The organism is Sphingomonas sp. Leaf23, from assembly GCF_001421585.1.
Taxonomy (GTDB): domain Bacteria; phylum Pseudomonadota; class Alphaproteobacteria; order Sphingomonadales; family Sphingomonadaceae; genus Sphingomonas.
Genome location: NZ_LMKR01000001.1, coordinates 636,086 through 652,092 on the forward strand (window position 1 = coordinate 636,086; position 16,007 = coordinate 652,092).

The following is a 16,007-nucleotide window of genomic DNA, read 5'->3' on the forward strand; positions in this document are numbered from 1 at the left end:
ACCGCATGACGGGGCTTGCAGCCAAAGGGGCAAGCGCGCATGGTGTCCGGGTGAGCCTGGTCTCACGCCAGCTCGGTTCCCGTAACCGAACTGATCCGGACCCGCCGGTGTCGAGACGCCAATCCTTAGCGCCGACGGGTCCGTCGATTTCTTTCGTATCCTGGCCGATAAGCTACATATCCTTGGCCGTCCTCGCCGCCGGCTCGGCGTTGCCACTGGGATGGAAAGGTGCCGGCGGCGAAGATCGTTGTGGCGGTAATGTCATCGGGCGGGGTACCGCGTTGGCGGCGAGGCGTGCCGCCGCCGTGCGCTGCGCGACAAGCTGCGTGCTGGTGCAGGAGCCGTCGACCGGCACGCCCCTCGGCCCGGTAGGCAGCACGACCTTATCCGCCGGGATATTGTCGCGTCCGGCATAATAGCGGCGCAGCACCCCCTGGGCATAATCGGGCGTCGTGTTCAGGCACCACAGGTTCATCGTGGCGCCCTCGACGATCAGGCCGTAGACCGCCGTCTCGATCGCCGATTGCAGCGCCAGTGCATCGGGCTCGTTATAAGCGATCCCCGCCTCCAGCTCGAGCAGGTCCTTGAATGCGACATAGCGAAAGGCATTGGCGTTGATGCCGACCGACGCGATCGATTTGCGCACACTGATATTGGTCAGCACCTCGCCCGTCCGCACGCTGATCGCACGCAGATAGATGGTGACGGTATCTTCGCGGTACTGCGTACTGCCGCCGATGCCGAGGAACCGCGCGCCGGAGCCGCCCGACTTGGTGTTGCTGTCATAGCCGATGATCCCACCCTCCAGCAGCACGCCCGCGAACAGCAGGGGCGGCAACGCCTGGGGATTGACCTTCTTCTCACCCAGATAGGCCGCGCGCATTTCGCGGATCACCGCCCGTTCGCGCAGCAGGTTGTCGAGCTTCTCGCGCTCGATCACCGTAAACCAGCTGTTGTTGCCGGCCTCCTGCAGTGCTTTGATGAGGATCGAGGTCGATCCCTGCGTCACGGCGCGCGACAGCGTCTGGACATTATCGCTCGTCTTGAACTGTCCGGTCTGGTCGACGAAGTTGTAGACCGCGACCGACACCCGCTCGCCCGCCGGGGGGAGGAGACCCAGCTGCTTCGTCGCCGGTGTCGGCCGGGTCGCCTGGGCCGGCTCCCACACCGCCTGGTTGTGCACGGCGCAACCGCCGGTCGACCAGGCCAGCGCCGCCAGCGCCAGACCCCGCATCCCGTTGCCCCGGCGCATCAGAAACCACCATCGGTCAGCAACGGCACGACAATCTCGGTCACACTGCCGTCCGACAGGTTGGTGATCGTGAGCGTCACCGAGTCGAGCCCTCGGACGAACGAAATCTCCTGGTCGCCGAATTTGATGAGGCCGCTATCTTTCGCGTTCTCGCCAAATATCAGATTCGTGATCTGCGTGGAGAGCGAGGACAGCAGCCGACTTTGCAGCGTCCGGACGAACTGGTCCGCCGGACTATTTTTGGAATCAGTTGCCGGGTCTTTGTACTTGTTTTGCGCGGATGCGATACCGAGCAAGTGGGCGGAGTTGAACGGACTTCCCCCAAAGGACGGATTGATCGGCGTGTAAACGATGTCCGAAGCGAGCGCCGGCGCAATTGCAAAAAAACTGCACGCAAAGGATATCGAGATTTTCAGCCTAGTCATACAGCCTCCCCTCGCTGAAACCTTCGTACATCAACGAAAATTTCACCAATCGATCTAATTTTTATGGGCAGGATCTCCTGCGGATCTTGATCGTTATTTACCCATAATTAACGATTCGTCATATGCGTAGGATTACGTAGCAGCTGATTGGTGTCTCACCTTGGCACGGGATGCGAGGCTCAGGATTCACTGATTGATCCAGAAGATGACGGTGGCATCGAAGACGATGGCGGACATTATGGTGCGGGGGCACCGGTCATGGCTGGTGCGGATGCGTCGCCGGTCCTTGAGGCATCCGAACATGGTGTCGATCCTGTGGCGACGCCGGTAAAGGGCGGCGGCAAGGGGAATCGGCACCTTGCGGCACTTGCTTGACGGCATGCAGGGGCGGTGTCGCGCTCGGCGAGCAGTACTAAAGCGGGCGGCATCGCCTCGACTATGAAGGCTGCCCCCATGTAGTCTTTGACCCGTCCGTCCCCGGAGCGACATGACGTGGGGGCGTCCAAGATTTTCGCAGATGGCGTGCAGCCAGGAGTTCAGGGCGCCCCCGGGTGCGTCCGATACATCGGGGAAGACGCCAGTCCAGAGCAGGCTGGCTGCCGTAGGGTGCGCCTTCAGATGCGTGTCCCGGTAGGCCGCGCTCTCACCAAGTTGACCCAGAAGCCAACGCCTAGTGACCGTTGTCCGCTTCCCAGCTTCCGCCATTCGTTCATCGCGCCGAATGCTGGGTATATGCTTGGGATCGCGTCATAAGCGTCGACGGAAGGGGGCCGGTATCCGCCCGTCCGAACACCGACCATCTATTCTGGTGAACAGACAACATACTCTGCGGCCTAAAACGGGTAGTTTTTCGCAGCTGGCCTTATTCGGTACCCGTGATTGCCAGCAACGCAAAGCTGGCGAGCCAGTGTTCGCCCATATAGTCTCCGGCCACTTGATCGAGCGCGACGGCAAGGTGATCGTCGGCAGCAGTCGCCAGCACCTGACCCGCCGCGCCGCCCACCGCCGGCGCGATGGCCCGCATCGCCCAGGCGCGACTGAGGTTCAGCCCGTCGAGATGCGCGATCCGCCCGTCGCTGCGGTCGCTTACCCACGCAGGGGTCAGCAGTGAGGACGGCTCGCCGTCGGATAGCCGGGGAAGGAAATCCGCGAACCAGGCAGCGAAGGCGTCCGCGGGTAGCAGGCGTTGCATCGCCATCGCCTCCATCAGCACCGGCGACAGGAAATCTTCGCCGCCCGGCTCCCACGCCTGTGCGCCGCGATCGGCGCCGAACCAGTGCTCCGCCCGTTCCGCCATACCCTGCCGCAAGGCGGCGTCGCCGATGACCCGTGCGTACCGCTCGGCCAGCACCAGTGCGAAGGCGGTGTTGGCATGGGTGCCGGCCCGCACCGGATAGGTCATTAGCGGCAGATGCGACCGCCATCGATCCGCAAAGGCGTTGGCCAGCGGGCGCAGCGTCGCCCCGTGCGGGCTCTTCGCGACGACCAGCTCGCTGTGCAGCATCAGCAGCCATGCCCAGCCATAGGGCCGTTCGAACCCCCGCGACGTCGGCTGGTCGAGATAGGCGCATTCCGCCGCCACCTTGTCCACGGTAAAGGCATCGGCGAACAGCGCGTCTATCGCCGCGACCTCCGCCAGATCGGGGTATAACCGCTGAATACGCGTGAGCAGCCAATAGCCATGCACGCAACTGTGCCAGTCGAAGCTGCCAAAGAAGATCGGATGCACCCGGCGGGGCAGATACGCATCGTCATCGCCGTTCATCACATGATCCGCCTTGTGCGGATATTCGCGGGTCACATGGCCGAGCGCAATCCGGGCAAGCGCTGCTGCGTCATTGGGGGTCATGGAACCAGTCCTCCAGGAAAAGCACACAAGGTGAGCACCGCGATGTTGAATGCCAGCAGGATGAGCGCGGTCGGCCACTGCACGCGGATGACGCCGAACCGGTCGCGCAGTTCGAGTACGGCGGCCGGCACCATGTTGAAGTTGGCCGCCATCGGCGTCATCAGCGTACCACAGAACCCCGACAACATGCCGAGCGCCGCGACGATCGCCGGATCACCGCCAAACTGCCGGATGACGATCGGCAGGCCGATCCCCGCGGTCATGATCGGAAAGGCGGCAAAGGCATTGCCCATCACCATCGTGAACAGCGCCATGCCGACACAGTAGGCGATGGTGGCGACGAGCGGCGTGTCGAGCGCGATGATGCTCACAACACCGTCCGCCACCACCCTGCCCACGCCGGCCAGCGCGAAGACGCCGCCTAGCGCGGCCAGCATCTGCGGCAGCACCATCGCCCATCCGATCGCATCGACCAGCCGCCGCGCCTCTGCCACCGGCGCGGAACGCGGCGGTCGGGTGAGGTATATGGCGAGCAGCAGCGCGACGACCGCACCGGCGGTCAGCGCGACCAGCGTCACCTGCTTCGGGTCGATCGCGGCAAACCCTGCGATGCGTCCGTCGCCGATCGACAGCGTCCCGGCCAGCGTCACCGCCGGTATTGCCAACGCCGGCACGAACAGCCAGTTGCCGAGGCGCGATCCCTGCCCGGCCTGTGCTGCCGCATCGCTGCCGGCGGGCGGCAAAGGGCGCAGTCCCCGGGTTGCCAGCCCGACCATGACGAGAACGAGGCAACCGTTCAGCAGGTCCGGCAACCATGGCCCGCCCCCGAGCAGGACGGCGAATAAACCCCAGAAGCCGGTGTTGCGCCACCGCGTCGGCTCGGTTCGATCGAGCGCATGATGGGCCGCGACCGCCGCCGGGAGGGTCGCCGCGGCGATGCCGAGGGCGTCCAGCCCAATCATGCGCGGCGCTTCAGGCGGCGGTCGAGCAACAGCAGCCGCACACCATGGACGAAGAACGCGGCGATCGTGGTCGGGATCGCCCAGACCGCCACGTCGAGCGGCGCGACCGTCACCCCGTCCTGTTCGAGGATCGCGCGGATCAGCAGGATCGATCCGATTGCGATGAACACGTCCTCGCCGAAGAACACGCCGATATTGTCGACGGCGGCGGCGTGCGCGCGAATGTGATCGCGCGTGTCGGGATCGAGCGGACGATGCTCGTCGCGCTCCTCCGCCCCCTCGGCCATCGGTGCGACGATCGGGCGCACCATCTGCACGTGACCGCCAAGGGAGATCAGGCCCAGCGCGGCCGTGATCTGGCGCAGCGCGAGATAGCCGAGCAGCACCCGCCCCGTCGTCGCCCGCCGCAACCCCTGGACGATCACACGCGCCCTGCCCCGCAGCCCGGCCCGTTCAAGCAACCCGATCGTCGGCAGCGCGAGGAACGGGATCGCAAGGAAACGCGCGTCGACGAACGCCTTGCCGATCATCGCGACGACCTCGACCGGACCATGGCCCGCTGCCGCCGCACTGGCCAACGCGGCGACGGTGACGACGAGCAGCGGGTTCACGCCCAGCGCGAAGCCGATGATGATGATCGCGATCCCCGACAGGACCAGCATGCCCTCTCCTCCTACAAGGTCGCGGCGGCGCGGGCCGCCTGGTTATACTGGCCCGACAGGCGGCGCAGCAGGTCCGCGGCTTCGGACAGATGCGGGTCGGCAGGTCCGTCGGCGACGACGGCGCTGGCAAGCACCCGCTCCCGAATGTCGCGATACCGCGCGCAGAACTCGCGCCCGGCATCGGTCGCAGCCACGAGTTTTTCTTTGCCCGCGCGGTGGGTCGCGACCAGTCCGCCGCGCGCCAGCTTGCGGATGGCGTAGGTGACGAGGTGCGTATCCTCTATATCGAGGACGAGGGTAATATCCGCGATCCGCTTCGCCCGGTCGCGATGGCGAACGGTGTGCAGGATTAGCACTTCCAGCGGCGACAGCGCATGTCCCGCCGCTGCCGCACAGCGCGTGATCCACCGCTGATAGGCCGCCGCGGCGAGCGTCAGGCTGAATTCCAGCTCTGACAGCGCCGGTGCCGATCCATCGGCCAGATGCGCCGATGATACGATGGCGCGCTTATCCCCTGCCATGTCGACGTCCCCCTGTTGTCGGCGGAGGGTTGCGCCAGTGCGTAAATCTGTCAATCCAGTACGATCATTCGTTGATAATTTATCGACGATTCGTCGTTCAGGAGCGGTGCACGTGGCAGGATGGTCTTTCTGGATCGATCGGGGCGGCACCTTTACCGATGTCGTCGCCCGCGCGCCTGACGGATCGCTGCAAACCGCCAAGCTGTTGAGCGAGAACCCCGAACGCTATGCCGATGCGGCGATTGCGGGCATCCGCATGATTCTGGAGCTTGGCGACGACGCGCCGCTGCCGGTGGAGCGCATCGACGCGGTGAAGATGGGGACGACCGTCGCGACGAATGCCCTGCTGGAGCGCAAGGGCGCGCGTACGCTGCTGGTAGTCGATCGCGGTTTTGCCGACCTGCTGGTGATCGGTGACCAGACCCGGCCACGGTTGTTCGACCTGGCCATTCATCGCCCCGCGCCGCTGTACGACGATGTTATCGAGATCGGCGGACGGGTCGATCGCGACGGTGTGGTGGTGACGCCGCTCGACGAAGCCGAAACACGCGCCGTGCTTGCCGCCAAGCGTGCGGAAGGCTTCGAGGCGGTGGCGATCGTGCTTACCCATGGCTGGGCGCATTCGGCGATCGAGGCGCGGGTTGCCGACCTCGCCCGCCAGGCGGGCTTTGCGCAGGTGTCGGTGAGCCACGCGGTCAGCCCGCTGATCGGGCTGGTGGCACGCGGGCGGACGACGGTGGTCGATGCCTATCTGTCGCCGGTGCTGCGGCGCTATGTCGACCTGGTTGCAGGCGCGCTCGGCCCGGTCCCGCTGCAATTCATGCAGTCGAGCGGCGGACTGGCCGATGCGCAGGCGTTTCAGGGCAAGGATGCGATCCTGTCCGGTCCCGCCGGTGGCGTCGTGGCGGCGGCCCGGACCGCCGAGGCCGCCGGGTTCGACCGGGTGATCGGGTTCGACATGGGCGGCACCTCCACCGACGTTGTGCTGTATGCCGGTCGGTTCGAACGGCAGCTCGACGCCGAGGTCGCCGGGGTCGAGATGCGCGTGCCGATGATGGCGATCGAAACGATCGCCGCCGGCGGCGGCTCGATCCTCCACTATGACGGGGCGCGGTTCCGCGTCGGCCCCGACAGCGCGGGTGCCTGCCCTGGCCCTGCCTGCTACCGGCGGGGCGGGCCGCTGACCGTGACCGACGCCAACATATTGGTCGGCAAGGTTCAGCCTGCCTATTTTCCCGCCGTGTTCGGGCCAAACGGCGACGCACCGCTCGATAGCGAGGCGGCGCGGCTCGGCTTTGCCGCGCTGGCCGCCACGATCGGCGTGGAAGATCCGCGCAGCGTCGCGGAGGGATTTTTGGAGGTTGCGGTCGCGCAGATGGCCGCCGCGATCAAGCGCGTTGCGCTGGAACGCGGTGAGGACGTCACCACATTCGCGCTGCAATGTTTCGGCGGTGCGGGCGGGCAACATGCCTGTCGCGTCGCCGAGGTCCTTGGGATGCGCACGGTCCTGATCCATCCCTTTGCCGGCGTGCTGTCGGCCTATGGCATGGGGCTGGCCGACAAGGTCGCGATCCGCCAGCGTTCGGTCGAGCTTCCGCTGGGCGCGCCGCTGGATGATCTTGTCGCCATGCTTGGCGCGGAGGCGGAGCAGGAAGTCGGCCCGGGGGCCCGGCAGGTGGCGACCGTGTACCTGCGCTATGCCGGCACCGATACTGCGCTGGCCGTCGACCGGGCCGAGGTCGATGCGATGCGCACGGCGTTCGAAGCTGCCCATCGCGCCCGGTTCGGCTTTATCAGCCCGGATCGCGCCATCGTCATCGAAAGCGTGGTGGTCGAGGCGGTCGTCGCGGGCGAACTGGTTACGCCCCCGCCCCTGCCCCCGCGGGACGGCGGACTGTCCGCGCCGCTCGATCATGTCACCGTCTGGACCGCTGGGGCCGAGCATCGCACGCCGGTACATGACCGCGCCAGCCTGCGTCCCGGTGACCGGATTATCGGCCCGGCACTGATCCGGGAAGCGATCGCGACGACGATGGTCGAGCCGGGCTGGACGGTCACGGTGGGCGATGGCGGCGAACTGCTGATGCGGCACCACGGCGCGGCGGCGCAGGAGGCGATCGACCCTGTCGCCGTCGATCCGGTCCAGCTCGAACTGTTCAACACCCGCTTCATGGGGATCGCCGAACGGATGGGCGTCGTGCTGCGCAATACGGCGAGCAGCGTGAACATGAAGGAGCGGCTCGATTTCTCCTGCGCGCTGTTCGACGCGGAGGGGCGGTTGATCGCCAATGCGCCGCATGTCCCGGTGCATCTGGGCGCGATGGGCGAGAGCGTGCGCACCATCCTTGCCAGCCGCGGCGCGACGCTGAAGCCCGGCGACGTCGTCGCGCTTAACAACCCGTTCAACGGCGGCACCCATCTGCCCGACGTAACCGTCATCGCCCCGGTGTTCGACGAAACCGGCCGCGACATCCGCTTCTTCGTCGCCAATCGCGGCCACCATGCCGATATCGGCGGTCTGACCCCCGGATCGACCCCGCCCAATTCGCGTAGGCTGGAAGAGGAAGGCGTGGTGATCGACGACTTCCTGCTGGTCGATGCCGGCGTTTTGCAGGAAGAGGCGTTCCGCGCCCTGCTGTCGCAGGCCCGCTACCCGGCCCGCAGCCCCGACACGAACCTCGCCGATATCAAGGCGCAGCTCGCGGCCAATGCGACCGGCATTGCCGAACTGACCGCGCTGGTCGCCGCCAGCGGCTGGCCGGTGGTGCGGGCCTATATGGGGCATGTCATGACCCATGCCGAGCAAAGCATCCGCCGCGTCCTCACCCGGCTTTCGGACGGGGCGTTCGATTATGTCATGGACGACGGCACGCCGCTCCGGGTCCGCGTTACGATCGACCGCGGGGCGCGTGCCGCAACGATCGATTTCACCGGAACCGGCGCGGCGAGCACCGGCAACTTCAACGCGCCGCCCGCCGTCACCCGCGCGGTCGTCCTCTACGCCTTTCGCTGTCTGGTGGGCGAAGACCTGCCGCTCAACGAAGGCTGTCTCCTGCCCCTGACCATCGTCATCGAGGACGGTTCCTTCCTATCGCCTCCGCCCGGGAGTGCGGTGGTGGCGGGCAATACCGAAGTGAGCCAGGCCGTGTGCAACGCGCTCCTGGGAGCATTGGGAGCATCGGCGGCAACGCAGGGAACGATGAACAACTTCCTGTTCGGCAACGACCGGTACCAATATTACGAGACGATCTGCGGCGGCACGGGCGCCGGCCCCGACTTCGCAGGCACGTCCGCCGTGCACAGCCACATGACCAATACGCGGATCACCGACCCCGAGATTCTCGAGCATCGCTATCCCGTGCGGCTCGACCGGTTTGCGATCCGTCGCGGTTCGGGCGGGGGCGGCGCTCGACCGGGTGGTGACGGCGTGATCCGCGCGATCACCGCGCTGGAGCCGATGACGGCCACCATCGTCGCCTCCCGCCGTACGATCGCCCCGTTCGGCTTGGCCGGCGGGGCCGACGGCGCGGTCGGCACGCAACGTGTCGAGCGACGGGATGGCAGCATCCGGCACCTGACGGGGGTGGAGCAGGTCGAACTCGCGCCTGGTGATTGCTTCGTCATCGAAACGCCGGGCGGCGGCGGCTACGGCGTGCCCTGAGGGCCGTGCATATCGGTCGGGGCCGGGGTCAGTTGTGGACCGATTCGACCAGCGCTTCGACGGCCGCTGCGGTGGTCGTCGTCACGTTGAAACGCATTCGCGATTCCACCGCCTTCGATTCGCGAAAATGCGATCCCGGCGCAGTCAGATAGCCCTTGGCCAGCATCCGTTCCGCCACAGCGGTGACGTTGACGCCGCTGCCAAGGTCGACCCACAGGAACATGCCGCCAACCGCCATCGCCGGCTGAAAGGGTGTGGATGAAAACAACTGCCGGACGACGGCGGCCTCTTCGGCGAGGCGGAGGCGGATGCGGTCGCAGCGGCGGCGAAACAGGCCTTCGTGCAGGAAGCTGTAGAGGACCCGTTCCTGGATCAGCATGTTGCCCATGCCCTGCAGCGGGCGGTACAGGCGCAGCATCGGCATGTAGCGCTCGCTCGCCACGATATAGCCGGTGCCAAGCTCCGGCGCGAGAATGTGTGACGAACCACCGACATGGATCACCCGGTCGACCTGATCCAGCACGATCAGCGGCACGGTCGGCGGACCAGCGGTCGACGGTTTCAGATCGGCATAGCTCGCATCGTCGACCAGGGTGATGTCGAACTCCGCCGCAAGTTCGATCAGCTTGCGGGCCTTGGACAGCGACAAGCTGCCGCCGGTCGGGTTGTGCAGCAGCGACATGAGGAGGAACATCCGGGGCCGATACCGTTCGCACAACAGGCGCAGCACATCGAGGTCCGGGCCATCGGGTTCACGCGGAACCCGCAATATCGCCGCGCCTTGCGCCAGCAGGGCCGAGACATGGGCAAAGGACGCCGGGTCTTCGACCACGACGAAATCCCCGTGCCGCACGAACGACCGGATGATTAGGCTCAGCCCCGCGACGCAGCCAGGCACAGTCATGATCATGCTGACCGTCGTATCGACGCCCTCGATCTGCAGCTTTTTCTGCAGCTCCTCCCGCAGCGGTAGATACCCCGACGGGTCACCATAGCTTCCGAGACGCTGGCGGCTGCCTGCCACCCGTTTCAGGACCCGGCCGATTTCCTCGACCGAAGAATCGTCGTGTCGCAGGACGCCGCTGCCCGGGCAACGATCCGGCGGCAGGCCGGGATGGATCAGCTGGAACGGTGCCAGATCGACCTGCGGCGGTGCGATGGGGTCGGCCCGCGACGGGGCCGGCGCGGATACGTAAAATCCAGCACCGCGTCGCACGTGAACATGACCGCCTGCCACCAGCTTGTCATATGCCCGCTGTACGGTGTCTCGGCTGACCCCATGGTCGGCGGCGGTCGTGCGTACCGATGGCAGCCGCTGATCGGGGGTCAGCCGACCGGCGACGATCGCTTCCGCGATGGCACGTATGATGCGGTCGACCTGACTACCGTGCCTGCCGGTGGCATTGCCGGCGTCAGCGTAACTGTCCTTGTCATTCGTGTAGGACAGGCTGGTCATATTTTGTTGTTTTGGCCTGAAGCCACGACGCGCGCAATTGCTAATGTCGCGTCATGGCACACCGCTTCCCGTATGTTGCGCTAGCAACCCTCGCCTTGTTGGGAACTGTCGCTGCGCGCGCACAGGACCGGACGCCCGCACCCGTCCAGCACGTCGGAACGGCGTCGAAGTCCGGCCTTCGCCCGGCGATCAGCGACCCCGTTGCCCGCTTTACCCTGCCCAACGGGCTGAAGGTCGTCGTCCAGACCAGCCGGCGGGTGCCACTGATCACCGCCACGCTGGTCTATAACGTCGGGTCGAAGGATGAGCAGCCGGGCCAGCACGGCTATGCGCACCTGTTCGAGCATCTGATGCTCGACGGCAGTGAGCACTGGAACCAGAGCGCGTTTGTGTCGCTGCGCGATCTGGGGGCGACCAACGTCAACGCCGCCACCAATCAGGACACCACGACCCTGTACGAAACCTTCCCGAGCGCGGCGCTGGAACGGGTGCTGTTCCTCGAAGCCGACCGGATGGGCTATATCGGCGGTGCGTTGACCCCGGAGCGGATCAAGCGCGAAGTCGGCGTGGTGCTGAGCGAGAAGCGGCTGCGCGGGGGCCGGCCGGATGGTACCGACGACGCAATTACCTTTGGCGACATGTATCCCGCCGATCATCCCTATCATCACAGCGTCATCGGCGAGGAAGCCGATCTGAACGGAGTCACGGTCGATGGCGCGCGGCAATGGTTCGGCCGATATTATGGTCCGTCGAATGCAACCCTGATCCTTGCCGGAGACGTAAGCGCGGAGGATGCGCACCGATTGGTCGGGAAGTATTTCGGTGGCCTTGCACCGCGCCTGCCGGTCGACCGCCTGGTGACGCGGGTCGTGCCACTCCCCGGTCCGATCCGGCGGGAAGTGTTCCGCGCCGTGCCGCTGGGTCGCATCTACGCGACCTATATCGCGCCGGCCAAGGGATCCCCGGCGATCGCAGCGCTCGACCTGACGGCGCACATGCTGGCGGCCGGCGTACGATCGCGGCTGAACCGCCGCCTGATCGAGGAACTGGGCATCGCCAAGACGGCCTATGTCACCTTCGACGAAGGTAGCCTGTCGAGCCGGATGGGCTTTGCCGTCGATGGCATCGCGCCCGACCGGATGGCGCAGGCCGAGGCGGAGATCGATGCGGTCATCGCGGAGTATGTGGCAAAGGGGCCGGCACCCGACGAACTGGAACGCGCACGAGCGGCGCGGATCCAATATGTCTTCGGGCTGCAGACGAGCACATCGGGCAAGGCGTTCCTCCTTGCCCGCGGGGTCGGTCAGCCTGACGACGTCGAATATGCCGAAGCTTATCTTGGCCAGTTGCGGGCAGCCTCGGTCGAGAGCGTTCGGCGCGTGGCTGAATCGGTTTATGGCAGGCCCGGCTATCGTCTGATCGCGCGGCCCAAGCCCGCATTGCAGACTGCCCCGAGCGGCTATGACCTTGCCAAGGGGCCGCCGCCGATGGGGGCAATGGCACCGATCGCGTTTCCCGTGGCGGAGCGTGGGCAACTGTCGAACGGGTTGAAGGTCGTGCTGGTGCCGCGTCCGGGTAGCATGACCGACACCATGCTGCTGCGCCTTGACCATGCCGGTTCCGCCGGCGCCGACCAGGTCATGGCCCCGATCGCGACCGGGCTGCTCGCCAATCGCGGCACGACGCCGGCCCAGCGCCTGCGCGCCGAACGGGCGGAGGCGCTGGGGGGATGGATCAACAGCGCAAGCGACGCCGACCACGCCGATCTGTCCATGGGCTGGAGCGTGCAGCAGCGCGCGGCGGGAATGGCGCTGTTCGGCGAAGTGCTCACACAGCCCGACCTGACGCCGGCCACCGTCGACAGCCTGAAAAAGGCGGCAATGGACGCGCTGACCGCGCTGCGCGGCAATGGCCACCGCATGGCCGACCGGGCGCTGGCTAATGCCAGCTATGGCGCTGGCCACCCCTATGCCCCGGCGCTCACGACGACAGCAGAGAGCGCAGCGGTCCAGGCGATCGACCCGCCGGCGATCCGTGAATGGCTTCGCGGCCATGTCCGGCCGGACGAGGCGACGCTGTATGTCGCAGCCGATACGACCATGGCGACGCTCCGGCCGCAGTTGGAAAAGGCGCTGGCCGGCTGGCGGGCGCAGGGCGCCCCGAGACCGGCCGCGGTCATCCCGCCGGCCCGCGCACAGACATCGCCCTCGCTGACCGTGTACGACACGCCGGGCGCCGCGCAGACCTATGTCATGGCCGGGCGTGCCGTACCGGCCACGGCGCGACCGGGGACGGCCGATGCGACCGCGATCTGGGCGGCGAACGAAATCTTTGGCGGCAATTCGACCGCGCGGATCGGCAGCAACCTGCGCACCGACAAGGGCTGGACCTATGGCATCGGCTCGGGGCTGTACGACACGCGCAGCGATCGGCGCTGGGTGTTGGCCGGCACGGTCAATCGCGACCATAGCGGCGATTCGGTGGCCGAGCTGATCAAGGAGATGCGCGGCCTGAGCGGCGAGCATGGTCCGGAAACCAGCGAGCTGGCCCGGCTGGCCACGACCGCCGCGAACCAGAGCGCGGCCAAGCTCGAAGGGGACGGAGACCTGCTGACGGCGATGGCGGATGCGCAGTCGGATGGCCTGCCGGTCGACGACATCGTGCGGCAGCCGGTGCGCCTGCAGGCGCTGACGCCCGATCAGGTGCGTCGCGCGGCGGCGGCGCTGGTCGATCCAGACAAGGTGCACTGGGTATTGGTCGGCGATTGGCAGGCCATTCGCGACCAGTTCGCAACGCTGAAGCTCGGCACACCGACGGTGGTCAGGCTGGAGCGCTGAAATTCATTCGTGCCGGATCGTCAACGGGCGACCGGGCAGGGCACGAATATCAAAAAGGGGAAGGGAAAAACATGCGTACACGTCACGTTGTCGCCGCCAGCATGCTGGTGCTTGCCGCCGCCTCCGTGCCCGGAATGGCGCTGGCCCAGGCACGGAGCCTGTCGCAGCCGGCATTGCCGCTCAGCGAAGCCTTGCAGCGTATCGCCGCCGAATGGGGCAAGCCGGTCAACATCGATCCCGATGCGGTGCGCGGCATCACCTCGCGTCCGGTGAAGGACGCCACGTCGGAACGCGATGCCGTTGCGCAGGCTACCCGCGGCCTGCCCGTCGCGGTCATGGTGGATGATGCGGGGGTCATCACCATCGCCAACGACATCATCGTGACGGCGCGGCCGAACGAGGCGGAACTGAACGTGCTGGTCCGTGGCAGCACCAGCTCGTCGCGGCTTGGGCAGTCGCTGCGCGACCAGGCGCGCAATACGCAGGTGATCTCTGCCAAGCTGTTGCAGCAGCAACAGGCGCAGTCGATGACCGAGGCGCTGGCCAACGCGGGCGGCGTGGTGGTCAACACCGCGACCGTGCAGGGCGGCGTCGGCTATACGGTGCGCGGATTTTCGGCGCAGGGCGCGGTCAACGGGTTACCGTCGGCCTCCAATTCGACTTTCGCGGCGGGCACGACCCAGTCGCTCGCCAACATCGAACGGATCGAGGTGCTGAAGGGCCCCGACGCGATCCTGCTGGGCGGCGACAACCTGGGCGGTACGATCAACATCGTCACTAAGAAGCCAAATGCACAGGAGCGGCTATACGCATCGTTCGACACCGGATCGTTCGGGCTGATCCGCGGCACGCTTGACGCCAATCGTGCGATTTCCAGCGATGACCGCTTGAGCGCCCGCATCATCGCGACGGTCGCCGATGCCGATCGTAACTTCGGCGGCTATCGCGGCGACGAGGATTATCTGTTCGCGCCATCGGTCCGGTACAAGAACGCGGTGACCGACGTTATCGTGTCGGCGTCGATCGGCAACCAGCTGTTCGGCATGGTGCCCTACACGCTTCTCAACACCGCGACGGGGAAGGCGTTCGACTTGCCCGGTGGGCGCCGGCTGGTGGGCGGCCCGGACCAGGGCGTGCAGATCGGCACCACCCAGTTCAACGGCGAAATCACGCAGAAGGTTACCGACTGGCTGACCGTCGTCGCTCGCGTCCAGCATCAGAACGTCAGCTTCGCGCTGCGCCAGTATTCGCCTTTCGCCGTGCTCAACAATAGCGGCCTGCTGCTGCTGTCGCGCAGCGGCACGCGACAGACGTCGAAGAGCGATGCGATCGACAGCTTCGCCCGCATCGCGTTCGAAACCGGCAGTGTCACCCACAAGCTGGTCGCCGGCTTTACCCGGACCGACACGGACGTGAAGGCCCTCTATGCCGATGACGGGGGCATGTTCCCGTACAATTTCCTGACGACTCCCCCGCAGGAGCTACCGGCGCTGGCGATCAAGTTCGGCAACGAAACGGGGACGATCGGCACGCTGCAAACCGGCTTCTACGGCCAGTATCTCGTCGGCCTCGGTCCCATCCATCTGTCCGCCGGCCTGCGCCGCAACGAAATCAAGACGAGCAGCGTCATCACCGGCCGCCGGCCCAGCTCGTCCTCAACCAATCTTGCGGCGACGACGCCGAATTACGGCGCGGTCGTCGACATCAGCGACAATTTTTCGGTCTTCGGCACGCTTGCCTACGGGTACCGGCCGACATTCACGTTCGACCGGCTCGGCAATCGTCTGCCCGATATCGAAAGCCGGAACACCGAAACCGGCGTGAAATGGGATCTGTTCAACAAGCGGGTGCTCATCAACGCGTCCTGGTTCAGCATCCGTCAGAACATCTCGTTGGAACGCGACCCGGTAAGCCCATCGTTCCAGCGGGCTATCCCCGGCATGTTGGGCCGTGGCGTCGACCTGAACATCAGCGGCGAACCGCTGCGCGGGCTGACGGTATCCGGGGCGTTCACCCGCACCGAATATCGCCTGCTTCAGCCGTCGGCGAGCGTTGGGTTCGTGACCGCCGGTGAACCGCGCGACGTCTATAATCTCTATGCATCGTACGAGCATCGGTTCGGAGGAACGACGAAGGCCGGGCTGGGTGCCGGCGTCACCGGGCGGTCGAGCTCGTTCATCGACACGCGTGGCCTCTACACCCTGCCGGCTGCGGTTCAGGCAAACCTGAACGGGTTCCTGTCCATCGGTCGGCTCGACCTGAACGTCGGCGTGCGCAACCTGTTCGACCGCGAAAATTTCAACCCGACCCGCGCCACCAGCTATGTTCCGCTTGGCGAACCGCGTACCTGGCGGCTTACCGTCGGCTATCGCTTCTTCTGAT

General features: G+C 66.2%; 11 protein-coding genes. 3 read left to right on the forward strand and 8 right to left on the reverse strand.

Annotated features, from left to right (window positions below):
* Window positions 1-172: 172 nt before the first annotated feature.
* The 7 genes from ASE67_RS03185 to ASE67_RS03215 form a co-directional block, all read right to left on the reverse strand.
* On the reverse strand, window positions 173-1,252 hold the full coding sequence (locus ASE67_RS03185) for a CsgG/HfaB family protein (RefSeq protein ID WP_055756674.1): 1,080 nt from the start codon (window positions 1,250-1,252) through the stop codon (window positions 173-175).
* Window positions 1,252-1,677 (reverse strand): curli assembly protein CsgF, encoded by a 426-nt coding sequence (locus ASE67_RS03190; protein WP_055756676.1) that lies wholly within the window; start codon window positions 1,675-1,677, stop codon window positions 1,252-1,254. Before ASE67_RS03190 ends, ASE67_RS03185 begins: the two co-directional genes overlap by 1 nt.
* 186 nt (window positions 1,678-1,863) lie before the next feature.
* Entirely contained in the window at window positions 1,864-2,058 is a 195-nt protein-coding gene (locus tag ASE67_RS03195) for a hypothetical protein (RefSeq protein WP_082456911.1), read from the reverse strand.
* 481 nt (window positions 2,059-2,539) lie between these two features.
* Window positions 2,540-3,526 carry a DUF2891 domain-containing protein gene (locus ASE67_RS03200; protein WP_055756677.1) on the reverse strand — a complete coding sequence of 329 codons (987 nt, stop codon included), beginning with the start codon at window positions 3,524-3,526 and terminating at the stop codon, window positions 2,540-2,542.
* Window positions 3,523-4,488, reverse strand: coding sequence for a DUF979 domain-containing protein (locus ASE67_RS03205; RefSeq protein WP_055756679.1), 966 nt, complete (start codon window positions 4,486-4,488; stop codon window positions 3,523-3,525). The genes ASE67_RS03200 and ASE67_RS03205 overlap by 4 nt, the downstream gene beginning before the upstream one ends.
* Entirely contained in the window at window positions 4,485-5,150 is a 666-nt protein-coding gene (locus ASE67_RS03210) for a DUF969 domain-containing protein (protein ID WP_055756682.1), read from the reverse strand. Before ASE67_RS03210 ends, ASE67_RS03205 begins: the two co-directional genes overlap by 4 nt.
* A gap of 11 nt (window positions 5,151-5,161) precedes the next feature.
* Entirely contained in the window at window positions 5,162-5,671 is a 510-nt protein-coding gene (locus tag ASE67_RS03215) for a winged helix DNA-binding protein (RefSeq protein WP_055756684.1), read from the reverse strand.
* A 112-nt stretch (window positions 5,672-5,783) separates the two neighbouring features.
* Between ASE67_RS03215 and ASE67_RS03220 the strand changes: the two genes are divergently transcribed.
* A complete protein-coding gene (locus ASE67_RS03220; protein ID WP_235511763.1) occupies window positions 5,784-9,332 on the forward strand; it encodes a hydantoinase B/oxoprolinase family protein in 3,549 nt (1,182 codons plus the stop codon).
* 28 nt (window positions 9,333-9,360) lie between these two features.
* On the opposite strand, the gene ASE67_RS03225 is transcribed toward ASE67_RS03220, so the two are convergent.
* Window positions 9,361-10,788 carry an aminotransferase-like domain-containing protein gene (locus ASE67_RS03225; RefSeq protein WP_055756686.1) on the reverse strand — a complete coding sequence of 476 codons (1,428 nt, stop codon included), beginning with the start codon at window positions 10,786-10,788 and terminating at the stop codon, window positions 9,361-9,363.
* Between the two features lie 53 nt (window positions 10,789-10,841).
* Between ASE67_RS03225 and ASE67_RS03230 the strand changes: the two genes are divergently transcribed.
* Together ASE67_RS03230 and ASE67_RS03235 are read left to right on the forward strand one after the other, a co-directional pair.
* The gene (locus ASE67_RS03230; protein WP_055756688.1) at window positions 10,842-13,625 is read left to right on the forward strand and encodes a M16 family metallopeptidase; all 2,784 of its coding nucleotides are present in this window, start codon (window positions 10,842-10,844) and stop codon (window positions 13,623-13,625) included.
* Window positions 13,626-13,696: 71 nt separating this feature from the next.
* Window positions 13,697-16,006 (forward strand): TonB-dependent siderophore receptor, encoded by a 2,310-nt coding sequence (locus tag ASE67_RS03235; RefSeq protein WP_082456913.1) that lies wholly within the window; start codon window positions 13,697-13,699, stop codon window positions 16,004-16,006.
* Window position 16,007 lies beyond the last annotated feature (1 nt).

What these genes read in the sequence shown, in the direction of transcription:
- ASE67_RS03215 (WP_055756684.1), bottom strand. Translation starts at nt 5,671, where the DNA reads ATGGCAGGGGATAAGCGCGCCATCGTATCATCGGCGCATCTGGCCGAT.
- ASE67_RS03190 (WP_055756676.1), bottom strand. Translation starts at nt 1,677, where the DNA reads ATGACTAGGCTGAAAATCTCGATATCCTTTGCGTGCAGTTTTTTTGCA.
- ASE67_RS03225 (WP_055756686.1), bottom strand. Translation starts at nt 10,788, where the DNA reads ATGACCAGCCTGTCCTACACGAATGACAAGGACAGTTACGCTGACGCC.
- ASE67_RS03195 (WP_082456911.1), bottom strand. Translation starts at nt 2,058, where the DNA reads ATGCCGTCAAGCAAGTGCCGCAAGGTGCCGATTCCCCTTGCCGCCGCC.
- ASE67_RS03210 (WP_055756682.1), bottom strand. Translation starts at nt 5,150, where the DNA reads ATGCTGGTCCTGTCGGGGATCGCGATCATCATCATCGGCTTCGCGCTG.
- ASE67_RS03185 (WP_055756674.1), bottom strand. Translation starts at nt 1,252, where the DNA reads ATGCGCCGGGGCAACGGGATGCGGGGTCTGGCGCTGGCGGCGCTGGCC.
- ASE67_RS03230 (WP_055756688.1), top strand. Translation starts at nt 10,842, where the DNA reads ATGGCACACCGCTTCCCGTATGTTGCGCTAGCAACCCTCGCCTTGTTG.
- ASE67_RS03205 (WP_055756679.1), bottom strand. Translation starts at nt 4,488, where the DNA reads ATGATTGGGCTGGACGCCCTCGGCATCGCCGCGGCGACCCTCCCGGCG.
- ASE67_RS03200 (WP_055756677.1), bottom strand. Translation starts at nt 3,526, where the DNA reads ATGACCCCCAATGACGCAGCAGCGCTTGCCCGGATTGCGCTCGGCCAT.
- ASE67_RS03235 (WP_082456913.1), top strand. Translation starts at nt 13,697, where the DNA reads ATGCGTACACGTCACGTTGTCGCCGCCAGCATGCTGGTGCTTGCCGCC.